This window comes from Myxococcus sp. AM010, assembly GCF_013372585.1.
GTDB classification, from domain to species: domain Bacteria; phylum Myxococcota; class Myxococcia; order Myxococcales; family Myxococcaceae; genus Myxococcus; species Myxococcus vastator.
The window spans coordinates 1-26,102 of the sequence record NZ_JABXEO010000039.1; the positions used below are offsets into that span (position 1 = coordinate 1).

Here is a 26,102-nt window from a genome sequence, read left to right on the forward strand (position 1 = left end):
GCCCGGGGGCGGGGGCGGGCTGACGGCGGCGGCCATCACGGCCGCGGGGTTTGGCACGCCGTAGCAGGCGACGCCGGGCCCCGGGGTGGTGTAGGAAGCGCGGCATGCCTCGCTACTTCGACGGTGACTTTCTACCCCCCAAGGGCCGCTTCGCCATCTGCGTGGCCCGCTTCAACGGATTCATCACCGAGGAGCTGGCCAAGGGCGCCGTGGACACGCTGGTGCGCCACGGCGTGGCTGACGCGGACATCGACGTTTACCGCTGCCCCGGAACGTATGAGCTGCCTGGGCTGGTCCGACGCGTGACGGAGACGCGGCAGTACGTGGGCGTCATCACCCTGGGCGCCGTCATCCGGGGCGGGACGCCGCACTTCGACTACGTGGCCGGCGAGTGCGCCAAGGGCATTGGCGCGGTGGCCTTCGAGGCCGCCGCGGCCACCCCGGCGACGACTGTGACCTTCGGCGTGCTGACGACGGACACGGTGGAGCAGGCCATCGACCGGGCGGGCGTGAAGGCGGGGAACAAGGGAGCGGAAGCCACGCTGGCCTGCATTGAAATGGTCAATCTGTACGCGAAGCTGTCGGCGACGGACGGAAGGAAGGCGTAGGCCATGGGCGCGCGAAGAACGGGACGTGAGCGTGCGCTGCAGGCGCTCTATCAGTTGGAGATGGCCACCGCGACGACGGCGGAGGCGCTGGAGTCGGCCTGGTCGGCCGCCGAGGAGAGCGACAAACGGGACCCGGACGCGGTGAAGTTCGCCCGGGAGCTGGTGGAGGGGGTGCAGTCCCACCGGGACGAAATCGACCAGCTCATCGAACGGCACAGCCACAACTGGCGCCTGGACCGCATGTCGCGCATTGACCGGAACGTGCTGCGACTGGGCATCTTCGAGCTGAAGTACCGCCCGGATATCCCCCGCAAGGTGTCCATCAATGAGGCGGTGGAGCTGGGCAAGAACTTCGGCAACGAAGAATCGAGCGCGTTCGTCAACGGGCTCCTGGACCGCGTCGCGGTCGCCCTGAACAAGCCGTGATTCGCTGACGCCAGCCGCGAGGGACGCGCCGTGAGCCAGACGACGACGCACGATATTGGGTTGGAGGGCCTGGACTCGCTGGGCGGGGTGGACGCGCTCTGCCTGTTCATCGCCGAGGATGACCGACCCCTGCCGTCCTCCGCGGGCTTCGTGGACTGGCGGCTGTGTGGCTCGCTCTCGCGGGTGCTCAAGGCCGGCTTCTTCACGGGCGCGAAGGATGACTGGCTGCTGCTGCCCTCGGACGGGAAGCTGGCGGTGCCCCGCATCTTCGTCGTGGGGCTGGGCGCGCGTCAGCGGCTGGACGCGGGCTCGCTGAACGACGCGCTCGCGGAAGCGGGCCGGGTGCTGTCCAAGGCCCGAGTGGAGTCCGTGGCGCTGGAAGTACCCGCCGGCGGCCAGGTGGAGGACGCCGCGCGGGCAGAGGCTTTCCAGAAGGGCTTCCTGCCCGCGTTCAAGGGCGGACGGGTGGCCGTCCTGGCGGACAAGGGACTCGTCAAGTCGCTGCCTGCACGCAAGGGCTGACGCTCGGCGGGCGGGCGGGCCTTCTGCTAGCATGCCTCGCCCGGGGCGAGCGCACATGCGTGTCAAGGTCTTGATTGTCGAGGACTCGAAAGCATCGCGCGAGTACATCGCCGCGATGGTCGAGGCCGTGGAGGGCGTCGAGGTGGTGGTGACCTCGAGCGGCTTCGAGGCCCTGAAGCTGCTGCCGCGTCACCGCTTCGAGCTCATCATCACCGACATCAACATGCCCGACATCAACGGGCTGGAGCTCATCAACTTCGTCAAGAAGAACCCCAACTACCGCGACGTGCCGCTCTTCATCATCACCACGGAGGGGCGCGAGCAGGACCGCGAGCGCGGGCTCGCGTTGGGCGCCGTGGAGTATCTGGTCAAGCCCTTCATCCCCGGGAGCCTCGAAGCGCTCCTGCGGCGCTACCTGAAGCTGCCGTGAGTCCGGGAAGCAAGGCGCTGGCGGAGTTCGTCGCCGAGGCGACCGAGATTCTCGACGCCCTGGCCAGGGACCTGCTCGCGCTCGACGAGCGCCGGGGCCACGAGGCGGATCCGGACCTGGTCAACGGCATCTTCCGCGCGGCGCACTCGCTCAAGGGGTTGTCCGGGCTGTTCGGCCAGGAGCGCATCTCCCGGCTGGCGCATGGGACGGAGGACCTGCTGGACCGGTTGCGGCTGGGGAAGCTGCTGCTGGACGGCGCGGTCCTGGATGCGCTGATTGAAGTCCTGGATGCGTTCCAGGCGCTGCTGGGCGAGGCCGCTCGTGGCACGGAGAGCGAAGGCCTGTCGGCTCGTGTGGAGACGATGGCCGCGCGGATGGCGTCGATGGCCGCTCCGGCGGAGGTCGCGGAGGACGATCCGCTGGACCGGTTGGAGCTGGAGGCGCAGGTCCGCTCCGTCTTCACGGAGTACGAGGAACACCGGCTGCGGGAGAACGTGCGGAGGGGCGTGGCGCTGTGGCGCGTGCGGGCCGCCTTTGATTTGTCCGACTTCGACAAGGGGCTGGCGGAGCTCAACGCGAGGCTCAAGCCCCTGGGCGAGGTCATCAGCACGCTGCCGTCCGCGCAGCCGGGTGGCGCGCATGGCATCGCGTTCGACCTGATTTTCGGTGCGCAGGTCGACCAGGCGTCCCTGGAGACGGGGTTGAAGGGGACGCCCGCGGAGCTGTCCGCGCTGACGGTGCGACCGGCCGCGGCGGCTGCGACGAGCGCGCTGCTTCAGGCCGCGCAACCCGCCGCGGCGGGGCGCTCGACGTCGCCCAAGGGCGGCGGCAAGAAGAAGAAGGGTGTGCGCGTAACGCCCGCCGCGATGCCTCCCGAGGCGCCGCAGCCGCTGCTTCCGCGAGTGTCGGAAGACACGGAATCCGGGCCCCTGGAATGGCCCACGTCGGACGCCGACCTGCCCGCCGATGCTGGCGGCGCGCCTCCACCGACGCACGTGCCTGGGCCCTCCAGCGTGCCGGTCGTCGCCTACCTCCAGGGCGCCGCCAAGGCCTCACCCAAGGGGCTCTCGGTGGCCCCAGCGCCACCGGCCAAGGCCCCCGTGAGTCCCCAGGCGACGCTGACGGCGGACACGTCGCTGCGCTCCCTGACGCAGACGGTGCGCGTGGACATCGGGCGCCTGGATGGCCTCATCAACATGGTGGGCGAGCTGCTGCTCATCAAGGCCAACCTCCAGCGGCTCGCGGAGTCCGCGAGGCAGGATGGCGCGGTGGCGCTCTCCAAGCTGTTCGGCCAGGAGCTGGCGCGCGAGACACGAGGCCTGGAGCGCAAGCTGGAGGCCCTCCAGGAAGGACTCCTCGAAGCGCGGATGGTCCCCGTCGGCCAGGTGTTCGACAAGCTGGCGCGGCTGGTGCGCCGCAGCACCCGCGAGGCGGGGAAGGAAATCGAGCTCGCCATCAGCGGCGGCGAGGTGGAGCTGGACAAGCTCATCGTCGAGGAGCTCAGCGACCCGCTGATGCACCTCATCCGCAACGCCATCGACCACGGCGTCGAGTCCCCCGACGCCCGTCTGGCCGCAGGCAAGCCCCGCCGCGCGGTGGTGGGCCTGCGCGCCGAGCAGAAGGGCAACCACGTCGTCATCGAGGTGAGTGACGACGGCGCCGGCATCGACGAGGTGCGCGTGCGCGAGGTGGCCATCACGCGAGGCGTCATCACCTTCGCCCAGGCCCAGGAGCTGAGCCGGCGGGAGCTGCTCAACCTCATCTTCCAGCCCGGCTTCTCCACCGCCCGCAGCGTGTCCGAGCTCTCCGGCCGGGGCGTCGGGCTGGACGTGGTGAAGAACAACCTGGGCAACCTGTCGGGCATCATCGACGTGTGGAGCGAGCGCGGACGGGGCACCGCCTTCCACCTCACGCTCCCCGTCACGCTGGCCATCATCCGCGCGCTGCTGGTGGGCGTCAGTGGCCGCACCTACGCGGTGCCGCTCAACAGCGTGCTGGAAATCATCTCCGTCCAGCCCAGGGAAATCCGCACCGTGGAGCGGCGCGAGGTCCTGGACCTTCGCGGCCAGACGCTGCCCTTCGTGCGGCTGGCGCGCATGTTCGCCCTGCCGGAGCGTCCGGTGAGCCGCCACTTCGTGGTGGTGGTGGGCCTGGCCCAAGAGCGCCTGGGAATCGCCGTGGACGAGCTGCACGGCCAGCAGGACATCGTCACCAAGCCCCTGGGGGGCCGGCTCCAGTCCGTCCGGGGCATCTCCGGCGCCACCGACCTGGGCAACCGGCGCACCGTCCTGGTGCTGGACGTGGCGGCGCTCCTGGAAGAGGGCATGGCCGTGGAGCGGCGTCGCGCCTGACCCTCGCTGCGGACGGGCGCGCCGGCTGCTATCCTGCGTGGCTGTGTCCCGGTTCTCGGAGCTGCTCGACGACTTCTTCTACCGTCCTGACGAGGACGTCTCCGGGCTCCAGGATTTCGCGGCGGGCAGCGACGGCGTATTGCCCTTGGTCCCCGAGGAGGTGCCCGAGGAGTACCTGGCCTTCCGCCTGGAAGGGGAGTGCTACGCGGTCCCCATCCGAGGGGTGCGTGAAATCTCCAAGGTTCCGCCGCTGACGGAGATTCCCCGGGCCGAGCCCCAGCTCCTGGGCGTGATGAACCTGCGCGGCGAGCTGCTGCCCGTGTACGACGTCAAGATGCGGTTGCGGCTGGCGGAACGGGCGCCCCTGGTCGCCGGGCCCGACGCGCCTGCTCCGCCCCGGAGCGCTCGCATCCTCGTGCTGCGCACGGAGTCAGGGCCCGCGGGAGTGTGGGTGGATGGGGTGGTGGGCGTGGTGAAGCTCAAGCCGTCCATGCTGGAGGCACCGCCGCCGGGGATGCGCGCGGGTGACAGGGATTGCGTGGTGGGCATGGGCCGGCGAGGCCCCATGCTCTACATCCTCTTGGACGCGGAACAGGCGCTCGCCTCATGAAGGACTCCGTCAACCTGCTGCCGCGGCGTCCTCACGCGCTCCCGGATGAAGCGGCCTCGGCCGCGGACACGGTGGTGCAGCTCTGTGCCTTCTTCATCGGCGCGGAGGAGTACGTGTTGGACATCATGCGGGTGGAGGAAATCCTCCCGCTCCAGCGCATCACCTCCATCCCGCACGCCCCGGCGTTCGTGGAGGGCGTGCTCCACCTGCGTGGCCTCATCCTTCCCGTGGTGGACCTGCGGAGCAGGCTCATGGGGGCACCGGGCCCCCAGACGCCGAAGACGCGGCTGCTGGTCTGCAAGCTGGGCACGCGGCGCATGGCGGTGAAGGTGGACCGGGTGGCGGAGGTGCTGCGCGTGCGGCGCGGTGACATCAAGCCCGCGCCCGCGCTGGTGGTGGCCGGACACACGCCCTTCGTCGTTGGCGTCTGCGGGCCACCAGACCGGCTCCGGCTGCTGCTGGACCTCAAGGCCTTGCTGCGCGTGGAGTTGGAGCGCGAGTCTTCAAGGAACACGACGTAGGCACACACCTGGGGGATTGCAGTGGGCCATCAAGGACTGGAGCAGCACCGTAGAATCCTCGGCATCCTCTTCATCGCCATCAACGGGCTGTCGGTGCTCGTCGCCGTGGGCGTGATGCTGTTCCTCGGGGCGATGGGCGGGCTGTTGCCAGGCGCGAAGCCCGAGGAGCGGGCGCTGATTGTCGCCGTGGGCATGGGCGTGGGCGGGTGCCTCGCGCTGCTGGGGCTGCCAGGTGTCATCACCGGCTTCGGGTTGCTGAACCGCAAGGCCTGGTCGAGGACGCTGACCCTGGTGCTGGGCATCCTCGCCATTCCCAACGTTCCGCTGGGCACGGCCCTGGGGGCCTACGCCCTCTGGTTCTATCTCCAGCCAGGCTCTGACCAGGTCTTCGACACATGAGCCCCCACGCCGAGCCCCCGGTCGCCGAAGAGGCGCGCTACCTCGCGCTCCAGTCGCTGGACCCGTGCGCGGCGGGCGTTCTGGAGATTCTCGTCGTCGGCTTGCATGACGAGAGCTGGCGCGTGCGCCACGTCGCGGCGGAGGCCCTCAAGCGGATGCCCGCATCGAGCGAGCTCGCGGCCCGGCTCATCTCCGTGCTGGGGGAGCGAGGAGAGACGGGGGCTCGGAACGCGGCGGCGGAGGCGCTCGCGGGGCTGGGCGGTGCCGCGTTGGGCCCGCTGATGGGCCTGCTGGCCCATCCAGACCCGGACCAGCGCAAGTTCGCCGCGGACATCCTCGGACAGCTGGGGCATCGCGATGCGGAGGTCCCGCTGGTGCGGTCGCTCTCGGACGCGGACCTCAACGTGCGCGTGTCCGCGGCGGAGGCACTGGGGCGCATCGGCGGCGCGCAGGCCGCCGCCGCGCTGGAGTCGCTGCTGGCGGAGCCGGAGCCGCTGCTTCGCCTGTCCGCCCTGGAAGGGCTGACGCTCCTTCAACATGCGGCGCCCCTGCCGGTGGTAAAGGCCTTGCTGGAGGACCCTCGGCTTCAGCGGAGCGCCTACCGGATGCTGGGCCTCATTCCGGAGGCGGACGCCACGGCGCGCATCTGCCTGGGCCTCACGTCGGAGCTGCGCTCGGTGCGAGAGGCGGCGCTGTCCGCGCTGGGGACCCAGGCCGCGCGAGCCGACGGTGCGCGACGCGGGGACTTCGAAGCGGTGGTGCGTGAAGCGCTCTTGCCCCTGCCCGGCGTGACGCCGCGACTGGCCGAGGCGCTGGCGTCCCAGGACGTCCTGGTGCGCGCGGGCTCGCTGGTGGCGGTGGCCTCGCTGGGTGATGCGGCGCTGGCCGTGCCCGTGGCGGAGTGCGCGCGCGAGGCGCGGCTCCTGCGTGAGGTGCTGCACACGCTGGGCAGGCTGGGGCCGGATGGCGGGCGCACCTTGCTCCAGGGCCTGCAGGACCTGTCGCTACCGGCGCGGGCCGCCGCGGCCGAAGCGCTGGTGGACCTGGTCGACGCCTCGGCGGTGGCGCCGCTGTGCGCGTTGCTGGAGTGGGTGGAGGACGAGCTCCGCGCGGTGGTGGTGCGGGCCTTGGGGCGCACGGGCGCGGCCTTGGCGGTGCCGCCGCTCGTGGCCCTTCTGGAAGAGCCGTCCCTCGTGGGAGCGGCGACGCGCTCCCTGGCCGGGCTGGCGGAGTCGTGTCGGCCGGCGGTGCTGGCGGCGTTGGAGGACGCGGTGGCGCGCAGGGCCACGCCCGCGGCGGTCGCCGCCCTGGCCCGGGTGGGCGGCGTGCCGGCCCTGCCCACGTTGAAGCGGCTGGCGCGGGACGAAGAGCCTCGGTGGCGCGCGGCGGCGGTGGTGGCGGCGTGTGAGCTGGAGGGTGACGTCGGCCGGGAGTGGGTGCGCGCGGCGCTCGCGGATGAGTCCGTGCCGGTGCGCATCGCGGGCACGCGGGCCCTGGCGCGGCTGGGCGGGCTGGACGTGGGCGCGCTGCTGTCACCGGTGCTGAGGGACGAGGACCCCTCCGTGCGGGTGGCCGCGGTGGAGGCGGCGGGGGACTGCGGTGCGTTGGACCGGGTGCCGGACCTGGTGGCGCTGACGCGGGACGCGGACGGCGCGTTGGCGGTGGCCGCGGTGCGGGCCCTGGCGCGGCTGGGCGCGGCGGGCCCAGGGGTGTTGCGGGAGGCCGCGGGCCATCCGGACGTGGAGGTGGTGAAGGCGGCGCTGGCGGCGGGGGCGGAGTCGTCAGCCGGGGTGACGATGGCGCTGTCCCTGCTGCGTCATGCGCGCTGGGATGTCCGCGCGGCGGCGGCGCGGGTGCTGGGAGATTCGGCGGGGCCGGAGTGTCTGTCCGCCGCCCGGGAGGCGCTGGAGGCGGAGTCGGACGCCCTGGCGCTGCGAGCCCTCACCGACGCCGTGGAGCGCCTGCTCCGGCGCTGAGAGGCCTCCATGGCGCGCTTCGACGACGGACGTCCGGAGATGTCAGCGGAGGAGTTCCGTCTCCTCCGGGACCACGTGTACTCGCACTGCGGCATCCTGGTGCACGAGGACATGAAGTTCGTGATGGAGCGCCGGCTGTGGCCCCGGCTGGAGCTGCTGGGGCTGCCGGACTACGGCGCGTACCACCGCTACCTGCGCTACGACGCCAACCGGCACGCCGAGCTGGAGGCGGCCGTCGAATCCCTCACCACCCACGAGACGTACTTCTTCCGCGAGCCCACGCAGCTCAAGGCCTTCACGGACGAGCTGCTCCCGGTGGTGGAGCAGCGCAACGCGCGGCTGCGGCGGCTCCGGGTGTGGTCCGCGGGGTGCTCATCCGGGGAGGAGGCCTACACGCTGGCGATGCTCCTCAAGGACAGCCGCCGCTTCGACGACTGGGACGTGGAGGTCCTGGGCACGGACATCTCCCGGCGCGTGCTGGCCATGGCGCGGCGAGCGGAGTACGGGCCCTCCGCGCTGCGCGCCACCTCGCCGGAGTTGCTGGAGCGCCACTTCGTTTCGCTGGGCAACAACCGCGTGCGCGTCCGGGACGAAGTGCGCGCCTGGGTGTCCTTTGGCCACCACAACCTGCTGGACGAGGTGGGGAGCCAACTGGTGCCCCGCATGGACGTGGTGTTCTGCCGCAACGTGCTCATCTACTTCGACCTGGCGGCGCGCCGGAAGTTCCTGGGCATCGTTCGGGACCGGCTGGTGCCAGGGGGGCACCTGCTACTGGGACACTCAGAGAACCTGCTGAACCTGGGCTCGGACTTCGAGTTCGTTCACCTGCGCGGGGACCTGGTGTACCGGAGGCCGGAGCTGGACGAAGGAGCGCGTCGATGAGCAGCAAGGACGTCATCTCCGTACTCGTCATTGACGACTCGGCCCACAACCGGCGCACCCTCTCCACGATGCTGGAGTCGGAGCCGGACGTGCGAGTGGTGGACCGCGCGGCGGATGGCGAAGAGGGGCTGAAGAAGGTCGTGGACCTGAAGCCGGACGTGGTGACGTTGGACCTGGAGATGCCGAAGCTCGGGGGCTACACGTTCCTCCGTCTGCTGATGCGCACGGCGCCCACGCCCGTCATCGTCATCTCCAGCTATTCGCACCGCTCGGACGTCTTCAAGGCGCTGGAGCTGGGGGCGTTCGACTTCATCGCCAAGCCGCAGCACCCGACCTTCGACGCCATGGAGGCGCTTCGGGTGGAGCTGCTGGAGAAGGTCCGGGCGGCGCGGCACGTGCGCCCCGGCTACCGGCACGCGGCGCCAGGGGCTCGCGCCATGACGGTGGCGGGTGAGCCGCCGCTGGTGGTGGCCGTGGGCGCCTCCACGGGCGGCCCCCCGGCGGTGCAGCGGGTGCTGGAGGGGCTGGCCGTGGAGCCCACGCCGTGCGTGTTGGTCTGCCAGCACATGCCGCCGCAGTTCACCCGCGCCTTCGCGGACCGGTTGGACCGCATCGGCCCCTTCACCGTGACGGAGGCCCGTGACGGAGACCTGGTGGAGCCCGGGCATGTGTACATCGCTCCGGGAGGGCGGCACATGGTGGTGGCGGAGCGGGGCTCCCGGCTGGAGCTGCACACGCCGCCGTCCACGCCCGTGGACAAGTACGCGCCCAGCGTGGACCGCCTCTTCGCCAGCATGGCGCAGGTGCTGGGCGCCAAGGCCCTGGGGGTGGTGCTGACAGGCATGGGCGCGGACGGCGCGGAGGGCGCGCGCGAGGTGCACCGCGCGGGCGGCGAGGTCTGGGCGCAGTCGGAGGAGACCTCGGTGGTGTTCGGCATGCCGGGCGAGGCCATCGCCACCGGGGCGGTGAAGCGGGTGATTCCACTGGGTGACATCGGCCCGGCGCTCGCGGCCCTGGCGCGGCGGCGGCGCTGAAACTCCGGCCCTGGCCGCACGGGTGCTAACGTCCGCGGCCCATGACGCAGCAGATTCGAGCCTTGGTGGTGGATGACTCGCAGGCCATGCGGCGCAGCATCATGTACGCGCTGCAGCGCCTGTCCGGCGTGGTGTGTACCGAGGCGCAGGACGGCGCCGAGGGCTTGAAGAAGCTGACGCAGGGCCGCTTCGACCTGGTGCTCACGGACATCAACATGCCGCTGATGGACGGGCTGAAGCTCATCAGCCACATCCGGCAGGCGACCGAGTACCGGAACGTCCCCATCATCGTCGTCACCACGGAGGGCGCGGCGGCGGACCGGGAGCGCGCGATGAAGCTGGGCGCCAGCGCGTACCTGGTGAAACCCGTGCAGGCGAAGGTCGTGCTGGATACCGTTCGGGACCTGCTGAAGCTGGACTGAAGGCGAGCGCGCACGAATGGATTCCGTCCTGCGGGTGGAGGGCCTGGAGAAGACGTATGGCGAGGTGAAGGCCGTGCAGGGGCTGGCCTTCGAGGTGGCGCCCGGCGAGGTGCTCGGGCTGGTGGGGCCCAACGGCGCGGGGAAGACGTCCACGTTGCGGTGCCTGGCGGGCATCCTGCCGCCCAGCTCGGGCCGCATCCTGGTCGCGGGGCATGACTTGTCGCGCACGCCGGTAGACGCGAAGCGCGCGCTGGCCTTCCTGCCGGACGAGCCGCGCTTCTTCGAATACCTCACGGTGTGGGAGCACCTGAACTTCACGGCGCGGCTTTATGGCGTGGAGGACTGGGAGGAGCGGGGGCGCGCGCTGCTGGAGGAGATGGAGCTGACGGGCAAGGAGAAGTCCCTGCCGGGCGAGCTGTCGCGAGGCATGAAGCAGAAGCTGTCCATCGCCTGTGGCTTCCTGCACTCGCCGAAGCTCATCCTCCTGGACGAGCCACTCACCGGCCTGGACCCCATCGGCATCCGGCGGATGAAGGCGTCGCTGCGGCGCCGGGCGGAGGAGGGCGCGTCCCTGGTGCTGTCCTCGCATCTGCTGCCGCTGGTGGAGGAGTTGTGCCCCCGGCTGCTCGTCATCGCCGGAGGCAAGGCCATGGCGCTGGGCAGCCTGGACGACATCCGCGGGCGGCTGAGCGGCGCGGAAGGGGAGCACGCCTCGCTGGAGGAGCTCTTCGTTCGCATCACCAGTTCGGGGACGCAGGCGCCGTGAGCTTCCCTCGGGCGGTGGCCTTCCTCTGGGCCGCGACATGGCGCAACCGCGTCCGGCGGCAACTGGAGCGGCTGCGCAAGCCGCGCTACCTCCTGGGCGCGCTGGTGGGCGCGGCGTATCTCTATTCCGTCTTCTTCCGGCGCCTGGACTTCCGTGGGCCGGTGGGCCCGGTGTCCGAGGGCGTGCGCCTGTTCGCCGAGCTGTCGCTGGTCGGCTCCGCGCTGGGGACGCTGTTCGCCGCGTGGGCGCTGGGCAGGGACCGGCCGTCGCTGAGCTTCACGGAGACGGAGGTGGTGCAGCTCTTCCCCGCGCCTGTCCCTCGCAGGGCCCTGCTGCAATACAAGCTGGTGCGTGGGCTCCTGGGCACGTCCCTGGGCGCGCTGTTCGCCACGCTGTTCCTCGGGCGGACCCTCAGCCCGCAGCCCGTCCTCTTCTTCGTGGGGGCGTGTCTGGCATTGGGCACCCTCTATCTGCACTCGACGGCGGCGTCCTTCGTGCGCACGCGGCTGGCGGCGTGGGGCCTTTGGGGCCAGGTGGTCCGTTGGGGCGCGGTGGGCGGCGTCCTGGCGCTCGTGGCGCTGGCGGTGCTCACCTCGCTGCGTGAGCACCCGGTGCCCGAGGACCTGTCGTCAGGCCGCGCGCTTCGCGCGTGGTTGCAGGCGCTGATGGCGTCATCCGGCGTGGAGGCCGTGTTGTGGCCGGGCCGGCTGCTGGTGGCGCCCGCGCTGGCGCGGAGCGTGGGCGACTTCCTGCGGGCCCTGCCACCGGTGTTGGCGCTGATGGTGGCGCACTACGGCTGGGTGCTCTGGGCCGAAGTCCCGTTCGAGGAGACGGCGGTGGTGCGCGCGGAGTCCCGCTCACGGGAGCGCATGCTGCGGGCCTCGGGGCGGATGACACGTGTGGGCTCGCTCACGTTGCGCCGCCCGCCGTTCCGGCTCTTGCCCCGCGGCCGTCCGGAGGTGGCGCTCATCTGGAAGAACCTGATTGCACGCAAGCGGATGGGCGGCGGGTTCGCCGTGTTCCTCGCCTTCATCATCCTGGGCGGTGCCATCGCGGCGATGATGGGCGACACGCGTCTGTTCACGGACACGCGGCGGGTGCTCGGGCCGGTGGCGCTGACGTTGTCGGTGATGCTGACGGTGGTGGGGCCGAGCGCCTTCCGCATGGACCTGCGGATGGACCTCCCCAAGCTGGACCTGCTGCGCGCCATGCCCCTGACGGGACGGCAGGTGGTGAGCGCGCAGTTGGCGGCGTCCTCGCTGGCCCTGGCCTCGTTCCAGCTCGCGCTGTTGGCGGTGGCGCTCGTCCTGGGGCCGGGCGTGGAGGCGTCGCGCCTGGGCGGTTGGTGGTGGCCAGGAGGGGTGGCGCTGGCGTTCCTGCTCCCGGCCGTGTCGCTGTCGGGCCTCTTCGTGCAGAACGCCGCGGTGGTCCTCTTTCCTTCGTGGGTGCCGGCGGACACGGGCGAGCGGGCGCGCGGCATCGAGGCGATGGGCCAGCGCCTGCTGGCCGTCGTGGGCACGCTGGTGGTGATGCTGGTGGGGCTGATCCCCGCGGGGCTGGTGGCGCTCGTGGTGGGCCTCCCCGCGTCGACGCTGCTGGGCCCCTGGGCCCTGCCCGTGGCGGGCTTCGTCGCGGCGGCGGTGCTGGTGGGGGAGGTGTGGCTGGGCATCATGGCGCTGGGCCACGCCTTCGAGCGCCTGGACGTCTCCGAGGACCGGCCGGAGTAGGTCGCGCCGCGTTCGTTCCTGGACGTGCGCGTGCTTTGCGGTGGTGGGGCTCCTGGGCGCGGATTATCCGGGCCGCTTTCGGGAGGAGACGCGCATGAAGGTGGGATTCATTGGCCTGGGCAACATGGGACTGCCCATGGCGGCGAGCCTGGTGGCCGCGGGGCACGAGCTGACGGTGTGGAACCGCACCGAGTCCAAGGCCGCGCCGTTGAAGGAGAAGGGGGCACGCGTCGCCCGCAGCCCCGCGGAGGTGGCGCGCGGCGCGGAGGTCGTCTTCAGCATGCTGGCGGACGATGCGGCGGTGACGTCGGCGGTGTTCGGTCAGGACGGACTCCAGGCGGGCCTGGCGCCAGGGGCCGTTCACATCTCGTCGAGCACGCTCTCCGTGGCGCTTTCCGAACGGCTGGCGGAGACGCATGCGAGCGCCGGTCAGCGGTATCTCTCCGCGCCGGTGTTCGGCCGTCCCACCGCGGCGGCATCGAAGCAGCTGTGGGTGGTGGCCGCCGGCCCGAAGCAGGACGTGGACCGCTGCCGCCCGCTGCTGGAGGCGCTGGGGCGCGGCCTCACCGTGTTGGGGGACAGTGCCCCGGCGGCCAACGTCGTGAAGCTGTCGGGCAACTTCCTCATCGCGTCGATGATGGAGGCGCTCGCCGAGTCCTTCGCCCTGACGCGCAAGTCCGGCATCGAGCCGAAGGTGTTCCTGGAGGTCTTCCAGTCCGTCTTCGCGCGCTCGCCCATCTTCGAGGGGTACGCGCAGCTCATCGCGGAGGAGAAGTACAGCCCGGCGGGCTTCAAGATGAGGCTGGGGCTCAAGGACGTGGAGCTCGTCCTGGGCGCGGCGCGCACCGCAGAGGTGCCCATGCCGCTGGCCAGCCTGGTGAAGGACCAGCTCCTGGGAGGCGTCGCGCAGGGCCATGGCGACTTGGACTGGTCCGCGCTGGGGGCGCTCGTCGCCGAACGGGCCGGGTTGAAGCAGGGCGGCTGAGCGCCCGCGCTCCAGGTGCACGCCCGACTGCCGCGCACCTGGAGCTTCAGGGACTGCGAAGAGCGCCTACTGCCGCGCGTCCATCTCCGCCGCGGGGATGGGGAAGCGCTCGTGGGGCGCGATTTCGGCATCAATCTCGCGCGGGAGCGTGTCGAGTCGCCCGTAGCGCCGCAGGTCAATCCAACGGTGGCCGCCTTCGAACAGGAGTGAGAACCGCTTCTGCTTCAGCAGTTCGTCCAGCGCGTTGTCCTCGGTGATGTCCAGCTTCGGGGGCAGCCGGCCAGAGGTGGTGCGGATGAAGTTGAGGTCGTCCGCGGCAGGTCCGAAGTTCCTCTCACCGATGTTGGCCTCCGCGCGCAGGAGGATGAGCTCCTCGTTGCGGATGATGGGCACGGGGGAGTTGTTCGAGGGGTAGATGCGGAAGCGCCACTCCGTTCGCAGCTTTCCGCCCGCCTCGGTCTTGGCCTCGGCCAAGCGCGTGAGCTTCCGGTTGACGCGGTCATCCACGGTGCCGTCCTCCTGGAGCTCCGCGTCGGTGACGTTCGACGGGTGGGCGTAGACGTTGACGCTGATGAGGCCGTTGTCGGTGTCGCCGGAGTTCGTCCCATAGGCGTGGAAGACGCCCTGGTCCAACGGTGCGTTCTGATTGAGGAAGGACTGGCTCAGGGCGGTGAGCGCCTCGGCGTAGCGTCCGCGGTACACCGCCACCCGCGCGGCGAGCGCGCGGTTGAACTGCTGGAACGTCGTGGGCGTGTTGAATCCGGCGAAGCCCGGGCTGAGCTGGAAGGGGAAGGCGTCCCCCGCGTTCGCCAGGTGGGCATGGCCCTCGTTGAGCAGCGCGGCGATGCGCTCGAACACAGCCTCCTTGCCGACAATGGGGGCGAGTTGCCCGACGGGTAGGTTGACGTCGATGGGCGCTCCATGGGTGTCCCGCGTGTTGATGACCACGAGGAAGTCCAGGGCTTGAATCGTCTTCGCGAAGCCGCGGAGGCCTTCCTTGTCGGTGTCGGGCGTATTGGGGACCTTGTCCAGGGAGTCCAGCAGCGCGTTGGCGTTGCGGATGTTCAGGTAGGGGTTGGTCCAGTGATTGCCACCGAACGCCGGGCCGCCGGGGTCCAGGGTAGGGCCCAGCAGTTCGTTGACGGAGCGCGGGTCCGAGGGGTCGAAGACGTAAGCCTCACGTCCGATGATGCCGAGCTGGGCCACGTAGCCGTTGGGCGCGGCGACGCCAGCGCGGTGGCCGACGAGCAGGCCCGTGGCGGCGGTGAGCACCGCGGGACGCGTGGGCCGCTCACGGAAGTCATCGAGGCTGGGGTTGTTCAGGTCCGGGACGTCCATGCTCCCGCAGCCGCTCAGGCCCAGGACAGCGAAGAGCCCCACGAAGGTCTTCTTGGTCAGTTGGATGGTCATGGCTCAGAACCCGACGTCGATGGAGGTCCAGAAACTGCGGCTGGGAGGGAAGGGGGCCACGTCCACGTTGCGGGCGATGGCCTGGTTGCCGAAGTTGCTCACCTCCGGATCCAACCCGGAGTAGCCGGTGAACATGAGGAGGTTGCGTCCGCTCAGACTGAGCCGGGCGGACTTCACCGCGGGAACCATGGACACCCAGTTCTTGGGCAGTTGGTACATGAAGGTCACCTCACGCAGCTTGAGGAAGCTGGCGTCTTCCAAGTAGGCGCTCGCGTGCGTTCGTTGCCGGACGAGCCGCTCGCGACCTCCCGTCGTGAAGTCGGGTGACGTGCCGGCGTCGTCGTAGAGGTAGCGCGTCAGGTTGATGACGTCGCTGCCCTGCTGCCAGTCGAACAGGAAGGACAGGCTGAAGTCCCGGTACTTGAGGCTGTTGGTGAAGGACATGCGGAAGGTGGGCTCGGTGTCGCCAATCTTCCGGACAATCGGGCGGCCGTTCTCGTCGACGCCGTCGTTACCGACAATCTGTGTCGCCGTCGCTCCTTCCTCAATGCGGAAGGCGCCCAGGCCGGTGCCGAACCCGCCGGCGAGGAACGCGGGCACGGGCAGGTCCGTCACCCGGCTGCGGTTGAGGGCGAACGTGGCGCCGCTGGTCCACTCAAGGCCGCCGCGCACGGGCGTCACCTGGAGCATGGCCTCGACGCCACGGTTGCGCAGCGAGCCGCCGTTGAAGATCTGGGTGGCGAAGCCACCGGATGGGGCCAGGGCGCGTTGCAGCAGCAGGTCGCTGATGTTGCGCTGGTAGATGGACACTTCCGCGACCACGTCGCCGCCGAACAGGAGGGCGTCCACGCCGGCCTCAAGCTCGCGCTGCCGCTCTGGCTGGACGTTCGGGTCACCCGCGATGCCGGTGCCCACCAGACCCGGGCTGCCGGCGATGTTGCCGGTGGCGCGCAGGCCGTTGAACTTCATGCCGTACAGCGGCAGGTTGCCTGTCTCGCCGTAGGCCGCGCGGACCTTGAATTCGTTCACCTTCGGGTGGAACGAGGGGATGCGGTACGCCGTGGCCAGCTTCGGGTACAGGAACAGCGCGTTGGGGTTGCCGTTGGCGCTGCTCTGCTCGGCGCGCAGCGCGCCCACCAGCGTCAGCCGCTGGTCCAGCATGAGCACCTCCTCCTGGACGTAGTAGCCCCGGTCCCTCACCAGCGAGCGGTTCTGCCGCAGGCTGACCACGGTGCCGCTGTCCACGTTCTGCTGACCCGCGTTCAGGTTCTTGCTGACGATGTAGACGGAGTCGATGTTGCGCTCTTCGAACTGGAGGCCGCCAGACGTGGTCGCCACGATGCTGCCCGACGTGGGCTTGTAGGTGTGCACCAGGTTCAGGCCGGAGTTCAGGTTGCGCACCTGGCTGGTGCCGAAGAGCGACGAGCCCGGAAGACCGTCATCCAGCGGCTCGAAGTTCAGCTCGGGTGGGAAGAAGAGCGAGTTCTCTTGCTGGAAGCGGTCCACGCCCGCGTTGGCCAGCACGCGCAGGTGGTGGGCCTCTGTCTTCCACAGGTGCCACGTCAGGTCGCCGGACCCGATGAAGCGCCACACATTCTCGTCGTTCTTCACCAGCGCGGCCGTCTGCAGCGGGTTGGCGCGGTTCGAGAGGAAGGGATTCTGCGGGTACACGCCGTCCGAGTTGGCCTCCAGCGGGAGGAACTCCGGCGCGCTCGGCAGCACCATGTAGTTGCTGATGCTCGCGTTGTCGTTGTTCGTCAGTCCGCGCTGGCCCAGGGAGTGAATCAGGTTGGTGGCGACGTTGACCTCCACCGCCTCACCCAGCTTCTGGCCCAGGTTCAGCCGGAACGCCTGCTTCTCGTACCCGGTGTTGGCGATGATGCCTTCGTCGTTCTTGATCATCGCCGACGCGAAGTACTTCGTGTTGCCCGTCACGCCGCTGACGCTGGCCAGCGTCTCCGAGGACAAGTCGCGGCGGCCAGCCAGGGCGGACTCGTGGTCGAACCGGCGACCCTCCACGTAGTACTGGGTCGCGGCCTCGCCGAACGTGTCGCGCACCTCGTCCACGCTGTTGAAGCGGCGGGTGCCAATCGTGTTGGCCAGCGTGTACATACCCAGGCGCTGCGTCACCGCGAACTCCGGCTCGCTGGAGCGGCCCCGCTTGGTGTTGATGATGACCACGCCGTTGGCGGCCTTGGATCCGTAGATGGCTGCGGCGGACGCGCCCTTGAGGACCTCGATGCTCTCGATGTCGTTGGGGTTGATGTCCGCGATGCGGTTGACCTGGTTGTCCTGGGTGGGATTCGCGTTGGCGCCGGCCACGGACTCGGTGACGGCGAACACACCGGAGGCGATGGCCACGTCGCTGACGAGCACCCCGTCGATGACGTAGAGCGGGGCGGAGGAGCCGTTGATGGTGGACACGCCGCGCAGCCGGAGCTGGAGGCCGCCACCGGGCGCGCCGCCGTTGCTCTGGATGTTGGCGCCGGCGACCTTGCCCTGGAGCGCCTGGTCCACCGTCTGGGCGGGGGCGCGGTTGATCTCCTCGGCGTTCACCGAGGCGACCGAGTTGGCCAGGTTCTTTCGCGCCACTTCACTGGCGCGGCCCACCACGACCATCTCCTCCGAGAAGATGTTCTCCAGCGCGACCTCCACGGTGCGCTGGTTGGCGCCAATCTGCACCTCCCGCTCGCCGTAGTCCTGGCTGGAGAAGAGCAGCGTCACCGCGCGGGCGGGCACGTTGGGCAGGGTGAAGGTGCCGTCCAACTCCGTCTCCACGCCCTGCGTGGTGCCCTTGATGATGACGCGCACCAGGGGCAGTCCCTCATTGGTGAGGCGGTCGGCGACGCGGCCCTTCACCGTGCGCCCGCTCACTGGCGCGGGCGCGGGCGCGGGGGCCATGGGCGCCGGCTGCGGCGCGGGTGCCGCTGGTGTCTGTGTTTCGGGAACGGCTGGCGCGATATTCGCGTCCTGTGCCAGCGTTTCCAACGAGAAGAGTGCAAACACGCACCCCGGAATCAACGCCCTTCTCAGCGTCATTCAGTCCTCACTCGCTGCGGATGGACGGCTCCCCCCAAGGCAGGATGCCGGTGAGGGGAATCGTCACCGGGTCAACGATTGGCCGTCAACGGCATATCCTCACTTTTGATGTTAATCTTTGAATGCAGGTTGACGAGAATGTTTGCCCGCCGCTGGAGCCCACGCGATTTACGTCTGTCATCTGGGGAGGCGCGGCGCGTCACCGGCCAAGGAGGCGAGGTCATCCTTGGAGGGCCGAAGACCTGGGGCCGCCGTCCGTTCAGGACGGATTTGTCCCGGCAAGACTAGTTGCCCGGGGCACGTCCCTCCTCTAAGAGACTCGATAGATATGGCGATGAACGAGCGTTACGAGCCGCAGGCGATTGAAGGTAAGTGGCAGACCCGTTGGGACGACGCGGGCGTCTTCCGGGCAGGCAGACGCCCCGGTGCACCCAAGAAGTACGTGCTCGAGATGCTGCCGTACCCCAGCGGGAAGATGCACATGGGGCACGTCCGCAACTACCTGCTCGGGGACGTGTACGCGCGTTACTTCTGGATGAAGGGCTTCGACGTGCTGCATCCCCTGGGCTGGGATGCGCTCGGCCTGCCGGCCGAGAACGCGGCCATCAAGGACGGCGTGCACCCGGCGGTGCGCACGGCGGAGAACATCGCGTCCTTCAAGAAGGAAGTGAAGAGCCTGGGCTACTGCTACGACTGGGAGCGCGAGGTCAACACGAGCGACCCCGAGTACTACCGCTGGAACCAGTGGTTCTTCATCCAGATGCTGGAGCGTGGGCTCGTCTATCGCCGCTTCAGCAAGGTGAACTGGTGTACCGGTTGCCACACCGTCATCGCCAACGAGCAGGTGAAGGACGGCGTCTGCGAGCGCTGCGACTCCCCCGTGGTGGACAAGGAGATGCCCGAGTGGGCGTTCCGCATCACCCGGTACTCGCAGGACCTGTTGGACTCGCTGGATACGCTCACTGAGTGGCCCCACCGCATCACCGCCGCGCAGCGGAATTGGATTGGCCGCTCGGACGGCGCCGAGGCCGACTTCCGCGTGCAGGGGCATGACGCCGCGCTGCGCGTGTTCACCACCCGCATCGACACCATCTTCGGCTGCACCTACGTGGTGCTGGCGCCGGACCACAAGCTGGTGGCCCAGGTAACGACGCCCGAGCGCCGCGCGGAGGTGGAAGCTTTCGCCAAACGCATGGCCGCCCAGTCCAAGACGGAGCGCCTGGGCGAGGGCACGGAGAAGGAGGGCGTCTTCACCGGCGCCTACGCGGAGAATCCCTTCACCGGACAGGCGGTCCCCATCTGGATCGCCAACTTCGTGCTGAGCGACTACGGCACCGGCGCGGTGATGAGCGTGCCCGCGCACGACGAGCGAGACTTCGCCTTCGCGCGCAAGTACAGCCTGCCCGTGAAGGTCGTCATCCAGCCCGCGTCCGGTGACAAGCTCCCGCCGGGCGACAAGCTGGAGGCGGCCTATACGGAGTACGGCGTGCTGGAGGACTCGGGCGCCTACACGGGCCAGACGTCCGAGCAGGCGCGTCAGGCCATGGCCGCGTCGCTGGAGAAGGACGGCAAGGGCAAGGCGACGGTGACGTACCGCCAGAAGGACTGGGGCTTCAGCCGCCAGCGCTACTGGGGCACGCCCATCCCCATCGTCTACTGCGAGAAGTGCGACCCGGACCGCAACGGCATCCCGGTGCCTTTGGACCAGCTGCCCGTGCGCCTGCCGGAGATTGACACCCAGGCGGTGCTCACCGGCAAGGGCGAGCCGCCGCTGGCGAAGGTCGCCTCGTGGGTCAACACCACCTGTCCGAAGTGCGGCGGGCCCGCTCGGCGCGAGACGGAGACGATGGACACCTTCGTCGACTCCTGCTGGTACTTCGCGCGCTACCTGTCGCCGCACTACGACGCCGCGCCGTTCGACCCGAAGGAGGCCCAGCGCTTCCTGCCCGTGGATATCTACGTGGGGGGCCCCGAGCACGCGGTGATGCACCTGCTCTATTTCCGGTTCTGGACGCGGGTGATGAAGCTGTTGGGGCTCAGCCCCGTGGATGAGCCCGTCACGCGCCTCATCACCCAGGGCATCGTCAACGGTCCGGATGGCCGGAAGATGTCCAAGCGCTGGGGTAACGTGGTGGCGCCTTCCTCCATCGTCCAGAAGTACGGTGCGGACACGGCGCGGGCCTACGTGATGTTCGCCGGCCCGCCGGAGCGCGACTTCGACTGGTCCGATGACCAGGTGGAGGGCGTATTCCGCTTCCTCAAGCGCGTCTGGACGCTGGCCGCCACGCACCAGGCGGCCACGGCGGGTGCCACCTATGACGGACCCTCCGAGGGCAAGGCGCTGGAGATTCGCCGCGCCGCCCACAAGACGCTCAAGCGGGTAGGGGAGGCCATCGAGCGCCTGTCCTTCAACACGGCCATCGCCGGCATCATGGAAGGCGTCAACGCGCTCTACGCCCAGGGGACGCCCGAGACGGCCGCGGAGAAGGCCGCCATGGCGGAGGCCGTGCGGCTTCTGGCGGCGGTGCTCACGCCGTTCGCGCCGCACATCGCGGACGAAATCTCGGAGGCCTATGGCGGCAAGGACTTCACCGTCGCGCAGGCCTGGCCGGAGTTCGACCCGGCGCTGGTGGTGGACGACGTCATCCCCTACGCCGTGCAGGTGAACGGCAAGCTGCGCGCGGAGATTCGCGTGGCGGCGGACGCGGCGGAGGCGGACGTGCGCGCCGCGGCGGAAGCGGATGAGAAGGTCCAGGCGGCCCTGGCGGGCAAGACGCTGCGCAAGTTCGTCTTCGTCCCCAAGCGCCTCGTGAACTTCGTCGCCACCTGAGCGGGGACCCGGGTGCCGACCGACGTCCTCGTCATGTGCGGTGCATGTGGGCGGCCCCAACTCGCGGGCCGCCCGCGGTGCATTGCCTGCGAGGCCGTGCTCCCCGAAGCGCCCCTTCCCGGGGGCCCGGCACCGGGGGAGCCTTTCTTCGTCGCGAACCTGGGAGGAGGGCGCATGCTCTCCGGTCAGGGGACGCGGCTCTCCTATCAGCCGCACCCGTCGGTCATGGTTCCTCCCGTGGAGTTGGACTCGCTGCGGGAGGCGCGGCTGGAGTCGCGCTACTTCCGGGAGGCGCTGGCGCTGACCGTCTTCGCCTTGCTGGGCCTGTGGGCGCAGCCCATCGCGCTGAAGGTGCTGGGGTTGGGCATGGCGGCGCTGGGCGTCCTGCTGGCGTTGACGTGCCGCTCACACGGGCTCGTCCTGGTGCCTCGGCAGGGGCCGACGGTACGCTGGCCCTTGGGACTGGCGCGGCGGGGTTCATCCCGGGACACGCGGCTGCTAGCGGCGTGGACGTCGTTGGCGGAGGCCCTGCGGGTGCGCGGCGTGGCTGTCGACGGTGAGGCGTCACCGCCGCCTCCGTCGATGCGCGACGGCGGCCCTCTGGCTTGACGGGCGGATCGGGCCGGGTAGGGTGCCGCGCATGTCGCGACCCTGCGCTGTGAGCTCCCGGCGCCTTTGGATTGGCGTGGTGGTGGGAATGTGGGCGGCCGCGGGCTGTGGCTACCGCCTGACGCCTCGTGGAGACGGGCTGCCGGCCGGCGTGACGTCCCTCTGCGCGCCCGTCTTCGTCAACGCCACACCCGAGCCCACGCTGGAAACAGTCTTCACGCGCTTCCTGCGGCAGGAGCTGATCCGCGTGGGGCGGCTGGGCAGCGCGGAGTCCTGCGACGCGCGCATGGAGGGCACGGTGCTGTCGGTGGCGAACACCCCCACCACCGTGGTGGGCAAGCGCACCAGCCCGGGCTTCTTCTTCCGCGTCTCCGCTCGGGCCCAGCTCCGTGTGGTGAAGGACGGACAGGTCCTCAAGCAGACGGAGGTCTTCGGCACGGAGGACTATGTGCTGGGGAGCGGAGACATCCTGGAGGCGGAGGCGAACCGGCAGGTCGCGCTCGAGCGCCTCGCGGAGGTCTTGATGCGGGACGGGTACGACAGACTCGCGGGCGCCTGGTGAGGAGGCACGAGCCTCCTCCCGGCAGCCTGCACGGATGAAGCAGGGCCACGCGAGGTGGCCCCAGGGCTTCGACTAGGCCTGCGCGCGGGCGGCCTTGGTGGCGGCCTTCGCGAGACGCGAGATACGGCGGGAAGCGGTGCGCTTGTGCAGCACGCCCTTGGTGGCGGCCTTGCTCAGCGCCTTGGAGGCCGACTTGATGGCGTCCGTCAGCTTCGCCCCATCCTTGCTGCCGAGCGCCTCGCGAGCGGACTTGACGGCGGTCTTCACCTCACCGCGCACGGTGACGTTGCGCGCACGGCGCTTCAGGGACTGACGGTGACGCTTCTCTGCGGACTTGGTGTTGGCCAAGAGAAATCTCCAGCGGTAATGGCAGGCTAAAAGAGGGGCCGTCCTTACTGCGACGCCTCGCGGGCGTCAAGGCGGGTGTGGGCCTCCAGCCGGGATTTCCGGGCTCTGGACGCCCCGCCGAGGGCACCTGCGAGGAAAATCACTCTACCGAAGTCGTATATTCCCACACCAGCCCTGATGGATCCTCAAAGGTGAGTCGGCCGGCCTGGTGCTGGATCAGCCGGCCCCCCTGAATCTCCGCCAGGATGCCGGGGAGTCGCTCCACCGCCGCCGTGGAGGGGGCCGTCAGGGTCAGCCTCAGGCCCGTCGTGGGCGTCCCCGCCGCTTCGAAGGCGATCCGGAGGCCCCCGTCTTCATAGAGAGCCTGATCCACGGCGGGAGTCCGACGAGGGGTCCACCCCAGCCGGGGCGCCAGGGCGTCCCAGAACGCGCGCTGCGCGGGGAGATCCACCACACCTAGCCGCAGCGTGGTGACGGGCGCGCGAGGAACCCAGGTCGGAGACGGCAGGGCCTTTTCGCGCGCCTTGGCGTCCTGCCAGTGGCGCTCCATGTGCTCCAGGGTGGCATCCCCCAGGGCGACACCCTCGGCGCGCAGGGCGGACTCGATGTGCTGGAAGCGGGCGGTGAAGCGGCGGATGGCCATGCGCAGCGCGTCCTCGGCCGGGGCTCCGACGAAGCGCGCGAGGTTGGCGAGCGAGAACAGCACGTCCCCCAGCTCGTGCTCGATGGCGTCCCGATCATTCGCGGCGATGGCCTCGTCCAGCTCGCCCAGCTCCTCTGTCAGCTTGGCGCGCACGCTGGCGACGTCCGGCCAGTCGAAGCCGATGCGGCTGGCCTTCTCGGAGAGCCGCTCGGCCCGCATCAGCGCCGGGGCGGCGACGGGGACGCCGTCCAGCACCGAGCCCTCCCGGCCCGTCTTGCGCTTCTTCTCCGCGGCCTTGAGCTTGGCCCAGTTGTCCAGGACCTGCTCGGCGCCCTCCAGGCGCTGGCCGTCGCCGAAGACATGGGGATGCCGGCTGACCAGCTTGTCGCCAATGGCCTTCGCCACGTCGGCCAGGGAGAACTCCCCCAGCTCCGAGGCGAGCTGGGCATGGAAGACAATCTGGAAAAGCAGATCTCCCAGCTCTTCGCAGAAGGTCCGCCAGGAGCCGCCGTAGGCCACCCGGTCCATCTCCTCCAGGACCTCGAAGGCTTCTTCCAGGAGGTAGGGCCGCAGCGAGCGGAGGTCCTGTTCGCGATCCCACGGGCAGCCGCCTTCAGCGCGCAGCCGCCGCATGATGTCGACCAGTCGCTCCAACTCCGCCCCGGGGGTCAGCGTCGTGTCCGCCATGCACAGTCCTGTAGCACGCACGGGTCTGGTGCTGTCCGGCAAACGCGGCAGGTGGGCGGCCTGACTGGCGTTCGTTTTCGCGGTTGGCCCTGGGTCGCCTACAATCCACCCCCTGGATGATCCGCCTGCCGCTTCTCGCCCTCCTTTTCAGTGGATTCACGCTTCTGGTGCCCGTCGTGGCGTCCGCGCAGCTGGAAGCCCCCACGCGCCTTCCAGAGGTGGATCCGGGTCCCATGGAGCCCGACCTGCGGGATGAGTCCATGGATCCGGTGGATGACGCCGCCTACGCGGAGGACGTGCCGGAAGAAGACGTCCCCGTGGAGGAGGATGCCTCCACCGAGGACGCCGACGAAGCGCCCGCGCGCAACATCAGGGCCTCCGAAGCGGTCCCCGGCAATGGCCGGACGCCCGCGGCGGCCAGTCCTCCGCCGGTCGAGGAACCCACGGTCATCACCCCCAGGCCGGTGACGCTGAGTCCGGTGCTGGCGCCGCGGGTGACGGATGCGGACCTGGAAGCCCTCTGGAACCGGTGGCGGCAGGCCCGGGCGACGAATGATCGAGACGCGGCGGCTGCGGCCCTCAAGGAGCTGCGGACGTTGCGCGTCGAGCTGGCCGCCACGGACCTGGAGCCCCTGAGCGCGGGCTTCCTCCGCGAAGCGGCCGTGCGCCGCCGCGCGGGGGACATGGCCGGCGCGGTGCGGCTGGCGGAGGTGGCGGTCGAGCTGTCACCGGGGCTGCCCTACGCCCGCTTCGAGCTCGCCGAGCTCTACGCCTTGGAGAAGCCGGGTGACGTGTCTCGCGCCCTGGGGCAGGTGCGGCAGTCGCTGACGACACTGGCGCGGGATGCCCGCTATCGCCGGCCCGCGTTGGCGGACCTGGGCGCGCTGGTGCTGCTGGCCTGGGGCGCCACCGCGGTGCTGCTGATGGGCCTGCTCTTCCTACGGAAGCTCCGCTACGCGCTGCATGACTTCCACCACCTGCTGCCGCGAGTCGTCTCCCGGTGGCAGTCCCTGGTCCTGGGGCTGCTGCTCTTGAGCCTGCCGTGGGTGCTGGGGCTGGGGGTGCTGCCCGCGCTGCTGGTGATGCTGGCCACCGTGTCGCTCTATCTCTCGCGGACGGAGCGGGTGGTGGCGGCGGTGCTGGTGGCGGGCGTGGGGCTCCTGCCGCTGGCGGCGGGGCAGCTCGCGCGCGTCACGGCGTTCGCGGGCACGCCGGCCGAGGACGTCTATCTCCTGGAGCGGGGTGGCCTGTCCGCCGAGGAGGCGCGGGCGCGCGTGCTGACGCGGATGGCGTCCCGCACGGCGACCTTCGTGGAGGTGCTGTCGCTGGCGTACTTCGAATCCCGGCGCGGCCTGCTGGAAGAGGCGAGGACACACTTCAAGGCGGCCTCGGCGCTGAAGAACTCGGATGCGCGCCTGCTCACGCGCTTCGGCAACACCCTGGTCGCGCTGGGAGACGCGGACGGCGCGGCGCTGCTCTACGTGCAGGCCTCGCAGTCGGCACCGGACCTGGCGGCTCCGCACTACAACCTGGCGCAGGTGGTCCGCCGCAGGGCGAAGACGCTGCCCGACTCGGAGGTCGGCAAGGAACTGGACCGCGCCGCCACGGCCATGGCCTCGGCGCAGGCGCTGGATGGATCGCTGCTGGTCCGGGACCCGCCCCCGGAGGACCGGCTCCTCCTCAACCTGCTGTTGCTTTCCCCGGCGCTGGGGGAGTCCGACTGGCTTCCGCTCGCGGATGGTACGGGCGCGGGTCGTCAGGTGGAGACGCAGGTGTCGCGCTGGCTGCTCCCCGGGCTTGCTCCCGGGCCCATGGCCTCCGCGGGGGCCGCGGCGCTGGCGGTGCTCTTGGCCCTGTGGGGCTTCGCGGGTGACCGCTTGAAGGCGGCCAAGGTGTGTGAGCGCTGTGGTCGCGCGGTGTGCGTGCGCTGCGACCCGGAGCTGGGCGTGGGCAGCAAGCAGTGTGGCCAGTGCGTCAACGTCTTCGCCCGCCGGGGGCTGGTGCCGCAGCAGCTGCGGGCGCGCAAGCAGCTCCAGGTGGACCGGCATCAGGCCTGGACGGGCCGCGTGGCGTACGTCCTGGGCGCGGTGTTGTCCGGCGCGGGGCACGTGGCCTCGGGTGTCCCGGTCCGCGGCGCGCTGTATGCGTTCGGCTTCCTCTTCGCGCTGGCCGCGGTGCTCCTGCACCAGGGGCTGGTCCGAGGGCCCTACGGTGAAGCCCCCCTGTACCTCAAGCTCGCGCCCGCGGTGTTGCTGCTGCTGGGTGTCCACCTGCTGTCGTTGCGCGGTCTGCGCCGTCTGCGGCGGGGGGAGTGA

At 70.2% G+C, this 26,102-nt stretch carries 23 protein-coding genes; 19 read left to right on the top strand and 4 right to left on the bottom strand.

Annotated features, from left to right (window positions below; all coding sequences use genetic code 11):
- Positions 1–104: 104 nt before the first annotated feature.
- From ribH to HV826_RS18875, 15 genes are all read left to right on the top strand, one after another.
- Positions 105–608: a 6,7-dimethyl-8-ribityllumazine synthase gene (gene ribH / locus HV826_RS18805; RefSeq protein WP_163786472.1), complete on the top strand. Its 504-nt coding sequence runs from the start codon at positions 105–107 to the stop codon at positions 606–608.
- A gap of 3 nt (positions 609–611) precedes the next feature.
- Positions 612–1,034: a transcription antitermination factor NusB gene (nusB, locus tag HV826_RS18810; protein WP_163786473.1), complete on the top strand. Its 423-nt coding sequence runs from the start codon at positions 612–614 to the stop codon at positions 1,032–1,034.
- Between the two features lie 30 nt (positions 1,035–1,064).
- Entirely contained in the window at positions 1,065–1,556 is a 492-nt protein-coding gene (locus tag HV826_RS18815) for a M17 family peptidase N-terminal domain-containing protein (protein WP_176418414.1), read from the top strand.
- A 55-nt stretch (positions 1,557–1,611) separates the two neighbouring features.
- Positions 1,612–1,986: a response regulator gene (locus HV826_RS18820; protein WP_176410813.1), complete on the top strand. Its 375-nt coding sequence runs from the start codon at positions 1,612–1,614 to the stop codon at positions 1,984–1,986.
- Positions 1,983–4,337 (top strand): chemotaxis protein CheA, encoded by a 2,355-nt coding sequence (locus tag HV826_RS18825; protein WP_176418415.1) that lies wholly within the window; start codon positions 1,983–1,985, stop codon positions 4,335–4,337. The genes HV826_RS18820 and HV826_RS18825 overlap by 4 nt, the downstream gene beginning before the upstream one ends.
- Before the next feature lie 43 nt (positions 4,338–4,380).
- Positions 4,381–4,947 carry a chemotaxis protein CheW gene (locus HV826_RS18830; protein WP_176418462.1) on the top strand — a complete coding sequence of 189 codons (567 nt, stop codon included), beginning with the start codon at positions 4,381–4,383 and terminating at the stop codon, positions 4,945–4,947.
- Entirely contained in the window at positions 4,944–5,468 is a 525-nt protein-coding gene (locus HV826_RS18835; protein ID WP_176418416.1) for a chemotaxis protein CheW, read from the top strand. Before HV826_RS18830 ends, HV826_RS18835 begins: the two co-directional genes overlap by 4 nt.
- A 21-nt stretch (positions 5,469–5,489) precedes the next feature.
- Positions 5,490–5,867: a hypothetical protein gene (locus HV826_RS18840; RefSeq protein ID WP_176418417.1), complete on the top strand. Its 378-nt coding sequence runs from the start codon at positions 5,490–5,492 to the stop codon at positions 5,865–5,867.
- The gene (locus HV826_RS18845; protein ID WP_176418418.1) at positions 5,864–7,843 is read left to right on the top strand and encodes a HEAT repeat domain-containing protein; all 1,980 of its coding nucleotides are present in this window, start codon (positions 5,864–5,866) and stop codon (positions 7,841–7,843) included. The genes HV826_RS18840 and HV826_RS18845 overlap by 4 nt, the downstream gene beginning before the upstream one ends.
- Before the next feature lie 9 nt (positions 7,844–7,852).
- Complete coding sequence (locus HV826_RS18850; RefSeq protein ID WP_176418419.1) at positions 7,853–8,725, top strand: protein-glutamate O-methyltransferase CheR; 873 nt, start codon at positions 7,853–7,855, stop codon at positions 8,723–8,725.
- Positions 8,722–9,759 (top strand): chemotaxis response regulator protein-glutamate methylesterase, encoded by a 1,038-nt coding sequence (locus HV826_RS18855; RefSeq protein WP_176418420.1) that lies wholly within the window; start codon positions 8,722–8,724, stop codon positions 9,757–9,759. Before HV826_RS18850 ends, HV826_RS18855 begins: the two co-directional genes overlap by 4 nt.
- 41 nt (positions 9,760–9,800) lie before the next feature.
- On the top strand, positions 9,801–10,181 hold the full coding sequence (locus tag HV826_RS18860; protein WP_011554738.1) for a response regulator: 381 nt from the start codon (positions 9,801–9,803) through the stop codon (positions 10,179–10,181).
- Positions 10,182–10,197: 16 nt separating this feature from the next.
- Positions 10,198–10,947, top strand: coding sequence for an ABC transporter ATP-binding protein (locus HV826_RS18865; RefSeq protein ID WP_176418421.1), 750 nt, complete (start codon positions 10,198–10,200; stop codon positions 10,945–10,947).
- Positions 10,944–12,674 (top strand): putative ABC exporter domain-containing protein, encoded by a 1,731-nt coding sequence (locus HV826_RS18870; RefSeq protein ID WP_176418422.1) that lies wholly within the window; start codon positions 10,944–10,946, stop codon positions 12,672–12,674. Before HV826_RS18865 ends, HV826_RS18870 begins: the two co-directional genes overlap by 4 nt.
- Positions 12,675–12,768: 94 nt before the next feature.
- A complete protein-coding gene (locus tag HV826_RS18875) occupies positions 12,769–13,659 on the top strand; it encodes an NAD(P)-dependent oxidoreductase (RefSeq protein WP_176418423.1) in 891 nt (296 codons plus the stop codon).
- A 66-nt stretch (positions 13,660–13,725) separates the two neighbouring features.
- On the opposite strand, the gene HV826_RS18880 is transcribed toward HV826_RS18875, so the two are convergent.
- Complete coding sequence (locus HV826_RS18880; RefSeq protein WP_176418424.1) at positions 13,726–15,069, bottom strand: RagB/SusD family nutrient uptake outer membrane protein; 1,344 nt, start codon at positions 15,067–15,069, stop codon at positions 13,726–13,728.
- Positions 15,070–15,072: 3 nt separating this feature from the next.
- Positions 15,073–17,970 carry a SusC/RagA family TonB-linked outer membrane protein gene (locus HV826_RS18885; protein WP_217918683.1) on the bottom strand — a complete coding sequence of 966 codons (2,898 nt, stop codon included), beginning with the start codon at positions 17,968–17,970 and terminating at the stop codon, positions 15,073–15,075.
- Between the two features lie 466 nt (positions 17,971–18,436).
- Here HV826_RS18885 and leuS point away from each other — a divergent pair, with 466 nt between their 5' ends.
- From leuS to lptE, 3 genes are all read left to right on the top strand, one after another.
- Positions 18,437–20,938, top strand: coding sequence for a leucine--tRNA ligase (gene leuS, locus HV826_RS18890; RefSeq protein ID WP_176418425.1), 2,502 nt, complete (start codon positions 18,437–18,439; stop codon positions 20,936–20,938).
- Positions 20,939–21,112: 174 nt separating this feature from the next.
- Complete coding sequence (locus HV826_RS18895; protein ID WP_255207865.1) at positions 21,113–21,547, top strand: hypothetical protein; 435 nt, start codon at positions 21,113–21,115, stop codon at positions 21,545–21,547.
- An 88-nt stretch (positions 21,548–21,635) separates the two neighbouring features.
- Positions 21,636–22,109 (top strand): LPS assembly lipoprotein LptE, encoded by a 474-nt coding sequence (lptE, locus tag HV826_RS18900; protein ID WP_255217291.1) that lies wholly within the window; start codon positions 21,636–21,638, stop codon positions 22,107–22,109.
- A 72-nt stretch (positions 22,110–22,181) separates the two neighbouring features.
- Here the strand turns inward: lptE and rpsT are convergent, their stop codons facing one another.
- Both rpsT and mazG read right to left on the bottom strand, forming a co-directional pair.
- Positions 22,182–22,457 (bottom strand): 30S ribosomal protein S20, encoded by a 276-nt coding sequence (rpsT, locus tag HV826_RS18905; RefSeq protein WP_163779232.1) that lies wholly within the window; start codon positions 22,455–22,457, stop codon positions 22,182–22,184.
- Positions 22,458–22,596: 139 nt separating this feature from the next.
- Positions 22,597–23,787, bottom strand: coding sequence for a nucleoside triphosphate pyrophosphohydrolase (gene mazG, locus HV826_RS18910; protein WP_176418428.1), 1,191 nt, complete (start codon positions 23,785–23,787; stop codon positions 22,597–22,599).
- A 116-nt stretch (positions 23,788–23,903) separates the two neighbouring features.
- Here mazG and HV826_RS18915 point away from each other — a divergent pair, with 116 nt between their 5' ends.
- Entirely contained in the window at positions 23,904–26,102 is a 2,199-nt protein-coding gene (locus HV826_RS18915; protein ID WP_255217286.1) for a hypothetical protein, read from the top strand.

Coding starts and splice junctions, on each gene's coding strand:
- HV826_RS18835 (WP_176418416.1), top strand. CDS start 4,944: ATGAAGGACTCCGTCAACCTGCTGCCGCGGCGTCCTCACGCGCTCCCG.
- HV826_RS18915 (WP_255217286.1), top strand. CDS start 23,904: ATGATCCGCCTGCCGCTTCTCGCCCTCCTTTTCAGTGGATTCACGCTT.
- mazG (WP_176418428.1), bottom strand. CDS start 23,787: ATGGCGGACACGACGCTGACCCCCGGGGCGGAGTTGGAGCGACTGGTC.
- HV826_RS18845 (WP_176418418.1), top strand. CDS start 5,864: ATGAGCCCCCACGCCGAGCCCCCGGTCGCCGAAGAGGCGCGCTACCTC.
- HV826_RS18855 (WP_176418420.1), top strand. CDS start 8,722: ATGAGCAGCAAGGACGTCATCTCCGTACTCGTCATTGACGACTCGGCC.
- lptE (WP_255217291.1), top strand. CDS start 21,636: ATGTGGGCGGCCGCGGGCTGTGGCTACCGCCTGACGCCTCGTGGAGAC.
- HV826_RS18850 (WP_176418419.1), top strand. CDS start 7,853: ATGGCGCGCTTCGACGACGGACGTCCGGAGATGTCAGCGGAGGAGTTC.
- HV826_RS18860 (WP_011554738.1), top strand. CDS start 9,801: ATGACGCAGCAGATTCGAGCCTTGGTGGTGGATGACTCGCAGGCCATG.
- ribH (WP_163786472.1), top strand. CDS start 105: ATGCCTCGCTACTTCGACGGTGACTTTCTACCCCCCAAGGGCCGCTTC.
- HV826_RS18820 (WP_176410813.1), top strand. CDS start 1,612: ATGCGTGTCAAGGTCTTGATTGTCGAGGACTCGAAAGCATCGCGCGAG.
- HV826_RS18880 (WP_176418424.1), bottom strand. CDS start 15,069: ATGACCATCCAACTGACCAAGAAGACCTTCGTGGGGCTCTTCGCTGTC.
- HV826_RS18895 (WP_255207865.1), top strand. CDS start 21,113: ATGCTCTCCGGTCAGGGGACGCGGCTCTCCTATCAGCCGCACCCGTCG.
- HV826_RS18885 (WP_217918683.1), bottom strand. CDS start 17,970: ATGGCCCCCGCGCCCGCGCCCGCGCCAGTGAGCGGGCGCACGGTGAAG.
- nusB (WP_163786473.1), top strand. CDS start 612: ATGGGCGCGCGAAGAACGGGACGTGAGCGTGCGCTGCAGGCGCTCTAT.
- HV826_RS18865 (WP_176418421.1), top strand. CDS start 10,198: ATGGATTCCGTCCTGCGGGTGGAGGGCCTGGAGAAGACGTATGGCGAG.
- HV826_RS18875 (WP_176418423.1), top strand. CDS start 12,769: ATGAAGGTGGGATTCATTGGCCTGGGCAACATGGGACTGCCCATGGCG.
- leuS (WP_176418425.1), top strand. CDS start 18,437: ATGGCGATGAACGAGCGTTACGAGCCGCAGGCGATTGAAGGTAAGTGG.